The 6,653-nt window shown below is 51.1% G+C and carries 6 protein-coding genes; all 6 read right to left on the bottom strand.

Annotated features, from left to right (window positions below; genetic code table 11):
• Positions 1-145 precede the first annotated feature (145 nt).
• The 6 genes from fsa to ABF463_RS13415 all read right to left on the bottom strand — a co-directional run bounded on the left by fsa (position 146) and on the right by ABF463_RS13415 (position 6,522).
• Complete coding sequence (fsa, locus tag ABF463_RS13390) at positions 146-793, bottom strand: fructose-6-phosphate aldolase (protein WP_415534351.1); 648 nt, start codon at positions 791-793, stop codon at positions 146-148.
• 11 nt (positions 794-804) lie between these two features.
• Positions 805-1,770, bottom strand: a complete 966-nt coding sequence (locus tag ABF463_RS13395; protein ID WP_415534353.1) for a transketolase family protein — start codon at positions 1,768-1,770, stop codon at positions 805-807.
• Entirely contained in the window at positions 1,767-2,651 is an 885-nt protein-coding gene (locus tag ABF463_RS13400; RefSeq protein ID WP_415534355.1) for a transketolase, read from the bottom strand. Before ABF463_RS13400 ends, ABF463_RS13395 begins: the two co-directional genes overlap by 4 nt.
• 244 nt (positions 2,652-2,895) lie before the next feature.
• Positions 2,896-4,422 carry a xylulokinase gene (xylB, locus tag ABF463_RS13405; protein WP_415534356.1) on the bottom strand — a complete coding sequence of 509 codons (1,527 nt, stop codon included), beginning with the start codon at positions 4,420-4,422 and terminating at the stop codon, positions 2,896-2,898.
• 24 nt (positions 4,423-4,446) lie between these two features.
• Positions 4,447-5,769 carry a xylose isomerase gene (gene xylA / locus ABF463_RS13410; RefSeq protein WP_415534358.1) on the bottom strand — a complete coding sequence of 441 codons (1,323 nt, stop codon included), beginning with the start codon at positions 5,767-5,769 and terminating at the stop codon, positions 4,447-4,449.
• Between the two features lie 111 nt (positions 5,770-5,880).
• Positions 5,881-6,522 (bottom strand): hypothetical protein, encoded by a 642-nt coding sequence (locus ABF463_RS13415; RefSeq protein ID WP_415534360.1) that lies wholly within the window; start codon positions 6,520-6,522, stop codon positions 5,881-5,883.
• Positions 6,523-6,653: the final 131 nt, after the last annotated feature.

Genomic DNA, 6,653 nt, shown 5'->3' on the forward strand with positions numbered 1-6,653 from the left:
GATACACATGTGTCACCAAAACTCCAGATGCCGTACCAACGCTTTTCTATACAAAAACGGGAGCAAAACCAGCATAACTGCGGCTCTCTCCCGTTTTTAGTCCATTTGGTTTCCATCGGCAGGCATTCCACACCCGACAGTAAGGTCATTTCTGCGGTACGGTTTCCCAGTCCTTCAAAAAGCGCTCAATGCCATTTTTGGTGAGCGGATGTTCAATCATTTTCAAAATAACCGCATAGGGAACGGTCGCAATCTGTGCGCCGGCCTTAGCCGCCTCCAGCACATGTAACGGGCTGCGGATGCTGGCCGCAATGATCTCTGTCGGAATCTGGTGGAGTCTGAAAATCTCTGCGATATCCCGCACCAGTGCCATACCCTCCCATGCAATGTCGTCCACCCGTCCGAGGAACGGGCTGACATATGTTGCCCCCGCCCGCGCTGCCAACAGTGCCTGCGCGGCGGAGAAAATCAATGTTACATTGGTGTGGATTCCCGCGGCTGTCAGCCGTTTCACAGCTTTTAGACCCTCGGCGCACATCGGAATCTTAATGACGATGTTGGAATGAATCTGGGCAAGCGTCTTGGCTTCTTCCACCATTTTATCCGCTTCCAGAGAGATGACCTCCGCAGAGATTGGGCCATCCACAATGGTGGTAATCTCCTTGACTACCTCTCCAAACACCCGTCCCTCTTTGGCAATAAGAGATGGATTGGTGGTAACGCCGCAGATGACGCCAAGATCGCTTGCGGCACGGATGTCATCTACATTTGCCGTGTCAATAAACAGTTTCATATAAACTCCCTTCACACATTGGCCAGCGTCCGTCTCCACGACAACGCCTTGCGGGCTTTTTCGGCAATGGTTTCCGCCGTCAGCCCATAATGTTTCAATACTTCTTTAGCCGGGCCGGATTTCCCGAACCTGTCTTCCACACCCACACGCAAAACGGGTACCGGGCAGGTTTCCGCCACTACTTCACAGACCGCGCTGCCAAGTCCGCCGATGATATTATGTTCCTCCGCCGTCACAATGGCTCCCGTTTCTAAGGCCGCTTTTTCGATTAGGCTGCGGTCGATTGGCTTGATCGTATGGATATTAATCACCCGCGCCTGTATCCCGTCTTTCGCCAGCAACTCGCGGGCATACAGAGCTTCGGGCACCATCAAGCCGGTACCAATCAAAGTAACGTCTCCGCCTTCGGCCAATGTGATGCCTTTACCCATCTCAAATTTGTAGTCCGGTGCATCATTGATGATCGGCACCGCCAACCGGCCAAAGCGCAGATAAACCGGACCGTTGTGTCGAATAGCTGCTTCCACAGCGGCGCGTGCTTCCACCGCATCCGACGGATTGAGGATGACCATACCGGGGATGGTACGCATCAGCCCGATGTCCTCACAGCATTGGTGGGTGGCGCCGTCCTCCCCAACCGACAGACCAGCATGCGTAGCGCCGATTTTTACATTCAGATGTGCATAACTAACGGAGTTGCGTACCTGCTCAAACGCGCGGCCCGCTGCAAACATTGCAAACGTGCTGGCGAACACGATCTTGCCTGTAGCAGCCAGGCCCGCGGCCACCGCCATCATATTCCCTTCAGCGATACCGCAGTTAATGTGTCGACCGGGAAACTTTTTTTGGAATGTTGCTGTCTTGGTCGATTTGGACAAATCTGCATCCAGCACCACAAGTTCCGGATAGACCATGCCAAACTCGGCAAGTGCATTGCCGTATGCCTCCCGCGTGGCAATCATCTTTTTCCCGTTCATGGTTCCACCCCTATATTTACAAGCGCTGTGTCAAGTTCTTTAATAGCCAGCGCATACTGTTCATCATTAGGCGCAGAGCCATGCCACTCCGCCTGATTTTCCATAAATGATACGCCTTTGCCTTTGACACTGTGTGCAATAATCACGCTCGGCCGCCCTTTCACCTTTTTAGCTTCTTCATAGGCAGCCTCAATCTGGTCAAAGTCGTGTCCGTCGATTTCGGTCACATGCCAGTTGAATGCGCTAAATTTCTCAGCGATTGGCAGGGGCGACATTACGTCGGTGATTTTTCCATCGATTTGCAAACCATTGTTGTCGACATACGCGACAAGATTATCGAGCTTGTATTGTGCAGCGAACATGGCGGCCTCCCAAACTTCACCTTCTTCCAGTTCACCGTCGCCAAGAATGGCATAGACACGGTAACCTTTCTTCGAAATTTTTGCCGAAAGTGCCATACCGCAGGCAGCTGAAATACCTTGCCCGAGCGAACCAGTCGTCATGTCTACTCCAGGCGTACCCTTCATGTCGGGGTGGCCTTGCAGCATACCGCCCCAACGCCGAAACATTTTCAACTCATCCTTGGGAAAATATCCTTTGAGGGCGAGTGCCGCATAAAGCGCGGGCGCACAATGCCCTTTGGAGAGGACAAGACGATCCCGATCTTGCTGCTTAGGGTTCGCCGAGTCCACGTGCATCTCCTTGCCATACAAGTAGGCAAGCACATCCGCAATGGACAGAGAACCGCCCGGATGTCCCGACTGCCCACTATATACTGCCAGAAGGGCCCCTTTGCGGATTTCCAAAGCAGCTTTGGACAGTGTTGTTTTCCATTGCTCTTTCACTTTTCGCCTTCTTTCTGTAAAAATCCACTCTGGCATAGCACTGATCTAGAGTCCGCCAGCCACACCCGAGAATTACTTTACGCTACTTTCAAAATGTTTCAACTTTGTAAAAGCAATTTAATAACTTTGCCTATCATATCACCATGATTGTGTAATGTCAATATAATTTCCACGAATTAATCTACACAAACATGTAATTTGACGATATATCTTGTTTACATCAGATTACCTCCGAAAAATCAGGAAAGACTCAACATCCATTTTTCCCTCCCCTCTATTTTTAAGAGAGTGCCCCAAGTTGCTTGTAACCAGCAGACAGCGCCGTATAAAGTTGCTGATACAATACATGGTAACCCGCATAAAAATCGCCGCGTTCGTAATTGGGTTGTTCTTTCTTATCACAGGCAACCACCGTATCGCAAGCCTGGGGCACAGAGGAAAAAATACCTGTGCCCACGCCCGCGAGCAATGCGGCTCCGAGAGCGGGGCCTTGCCGCGATCGCACCGTACACACTGGACAGCCGAACATGTCACAGAGTATCTGTCGCCAAAGTGCGCTCGTTCCACCGCCACCGGTCACACGCATCTCTGTGATATCCAACCCCATTTGAGACAGGATATCCATGCAATCGAGCAACGAGAAGGAAACCCCCTCCATCACAGCTCGTATCAGATGCGCACGCGTGTGCATAGCCGAAAGACCAAAAAACACCCCGCGGCAATCCGGGTCAAGATGCGGCGTGCGCTCCCCCATTAAGTATGGAAGATAAAGCAGTCGGTCGCATCCGGGTGAAACTTTAGCTGCTTCTTCGTCCATCACGTCATATACGTTCCTTCCCTCCGACTCCGCGCGCCCGCGTTCCTCCGCACAGAAATTGTCCCGGAACCAGCTCATCGAAAGGCCTGCTGCCAACGTGACCCCCATTACATGCCATTCGCCGGGAACAGCGCTGCAAAACGTATGCACGCGGCCTTTCGCGTCGATCCGCACACCAGAAGAATGCGCATAGACCACCCCGGATGTTCCAATGGTGGTAAACGCGCGTCCATCACGCACAACACCGGTGCCCACCGCAGCGGCGGCATTGTCGCCGGCACCGCCCACCACCGGTGTACCAAACGCCAAGCCGGTCACTTCTGCCGCTTGCCGGTGCACCGTACCCGTAACCTCTGCGGACTCATATACGCGACAAAGCAGCGACCGCTCAATCTCCAGTTTTTCCAGTACCTCATCCGCCCATTTACGTCCCGGTACATCTAGAAGTTGCATGCCAGACGCATCCGAAACATCGGTAGCAAACTCCCCTGTCAGTTTATAACGAATATAATCCTTTGGAAGTAAGATGTGACAACATTTTTCATAAATTGCGGGCTCGTTTTCACGCACCCAGAGGATTTTTCCGGCTGTAAATCCGGTAAGCGCCGGGTTTGCAGTGATTTCGATCAGACGCGCCCGCCCAACTAGCCACGTAATTTCTTCACATTGAGCTGCTGTCCGTTGGTCACACCAAAGGATGGCTTTGCGTAAAACATTTCCTTTTCCATCCAATAATACAAGGCCGTGCATCTGGCCGGAAATACCGACACCAGCGATATCGGCTGGTTGGATCGCGGCGGTTTGCAGGACACTGCGCACCGTTTCCACCGAGGCATCCCACCAGTCATCAGGATCTTGTTCGGCCCAACCGTTGCACGGTTGATAGAGAGGGTATTCCCTTGTGGCCGAAGCAAGCACCGCGCCGTGTTCATTGAAAAGCACCGATTTTGTACCTGAGGTACCCACATCGATTCCCAGAAGATAGGACATATTGCATGCCTCCTTCACCAAAAGTTATAGAGAAAACATAATATTATTGATGATACCTTCCAGCTCTTCCTGCCGGCCGCTCTGATTGGTATGCACCTCGCCCATTTGGAGCGCGTATTCCGCCAGCGTTTTTAACGTCGCCTGCCCGCTCACAATTTCGGCACCAATGCCTCTTTGGTAGCTGGCATACCGATGCTGGACAAACTGATCAATACGCCCGTCCTGAATAAGCCGGTCGGCGATGCGCAAACCGAGAGCAAACGTATCCATCCCGACGATGTAAGCGTAGGCAATGTCTTTAAGTTCAAAAGAGCCACGACGCGTTTTGGCGTCGAAATTAAGACCGCCGTTGGTAAATCCGCCCTCCTTTAATACTTCATACATACACATGGCCGTCTCATAAACGTTGCTTGGAAATTGATCGGTATCCCACCCAAGCAGCATATCTCCTTGGTTGGCATCGATAGAACCGAAGAATCCGTTGGTGCGGGCGTACCGCAGTTCGTGTTGAAATGTATGCCCGGCCAACGTGGCATGGTTGGCCTCGATGTTGAGGCGAAAATCACTGTCCAGATGATATTTGCACAGATACGCAATGGTAGAGGCCGCGTCAAAATCATACTGATGTTTAGTCGGCTCCTTGGGTTTTGGCTCAATGTAAAAATCGCCCCGGAAACCGATCACACGCGCATATTCCACCGCCATACGGTGCAAGCGGGCCATGTTGTCAAGTTCCATTTCCATATCGGTGTTCAACAGCGTCTCATATCCCTCACGGCCGCCCCAAAAAACATATCCCGTGCCACCGAAAGCAACCGTTAGGTCAATGGCTTTTTTAATTTGGCCGGCGGCGTAGGCAAACACGTCAGCGTTTGGTGCTGTGCCTGCTCCATGCATGTAGCGTGGATGTGTAAAACAGTTAGATGTACCCCACAGGTTTTTAATGCCTGTTTTCTTCATCTCTACCAATATGGTTTCCTTGATAATTTCCTCATTTTCATAGGTCTCGGCAAGCGTACGGCCGCCGGGAGCAAGATCGGCGTCGTGAAAGCAGAAATAGTCGATGCCCAATTTTTGCATAAATTCAAATCCGGCCGCAACTTTGGCCTTAGCCAGTTTCATCAGGTCGCCATCTGTCCCAAATGATTTGTCCACTGTACCGCTTCCAAACATATCGGTGCCATCTGCGCCCAATGTGTGCCACCAGCTCATGGCAAATTTGAGCTGCTCCCTCATGGACTTGCCACCGATGATTTCTTCCGGATTATAATATTTAAATGCGAATGGATTGGTGCTGCTCTTCCCCTCATATTTGATTTGGGGGACATCTGCAAAGAATTCTGACATATCATACACCTCATGCAATCTTTCTGTAAAATGGATTTCGGCCTCACACGGAACGGTTTTGCAAAAGAAGCCGTTTCCTTCCGAAACGGCTTCTGTCGATGTAACCGGGAATCAAGTATGTTTGGCTTTCAGCAAACCTTTTTCCTGACGAATCTCTTGTATGCGTTTTGCAAAGTCCTTATTGTAGGTGGCACAACCCACATGTTCCTGCCGAATCAAGAACTCAATACAGTTGTCACAAGCCGTGCACCAGTGCACTTCATTATCGCGGCCTTCCTGTAATTTCGCTGGCAGGAATGGATCGGCAAATGACTGGCGGCCGATAGCAATCGCGTCTACCACACCATCCTCAATATTTTTGTTGCCCCAGAAACGCAGAGAATTTTTCTCAGGTGCTACTGCGTTAAATTTGGTGCCCTTGCCATTGCGGAAAATCGTATAGGCTGAGCCGATCACAACCGTGTCTTTCTTAAGATTTTCACGACAGACTTTCTGAAAATAGAAATGTAGATAACCATAATCCGGCAGGTTCTTATCTGGCTGAGAAAGTGCAAGTGTATGCGACGGGGATCCGGCCGACTGGAGAATGAAGCTGGCGCCGTGTGCTTCCAGACCTTTGACCAAATCAATAGATTCGGTCAGGTCCATTACGGCGCTGTCCGGGCCCATGGTCCCGCAGCCGCCGGGGAAACCTTCATACACGGAAATCTTAGAACCCAGAATAAAGTCCGGATCGTTGACCGCTTTTTTCACACGGTCGTAAATGTCGAATGCGAACTGACGCCTGTTCTCCCATTTACCACCGTATTTCCAGTCTGCCTTGTTGCACCGACGAAGCACCTGGGTAAGCTAATTTCCGCGTCTCAGATTGAGATCTACACCAT

This window comes from Ethanoligenens sp. (assembly GCF_047718355.1).
Taxonomy (GTDB): Bacteria; Bacillota; Clostridia; order Oscillospirales; family Ethanoligenentaceae; genus Ethanoligenens.

Excerpts from the sequence above, each read along its gene's own strand:
- xylB (WP_415534356.1), bottom strand. The coding sequence starts at position 4,422 with ATGTCCTATCTTCTGGGAATCGATGTGGGTACCTCAGGTACAAAATCG.
- ABF463_RS13400 (WP_415534355.1), bottom strand. The coding sequence starts at position 2,651 with ATGCCAGAGTGGATTTTTACAGAAAGAAGGCGAAAAGTGAAAGAGCAA.
- ABF463_RS13395 (WP_415534353.1), bottom strand. The coding sequence starts at position 1,770 with ATGAACGGGAAAAAGATGATTGCCACGCGGGAGGCATACGGCAATGCA.
- xylA (WP_415534358.1), bottom strand. The coding sequence starts at position 5,769 with ATGTCAGAATTCTTTGCAGATGTCCCCCAAATCAAATATGAGGGGAAG.
- fsa (WP_415534351.1), bottom strand. The coding sequence starts at position 793 with ATGAAACTGTTTATTGACACGGCAAATGTAGATGACATCCGTGCCGCA.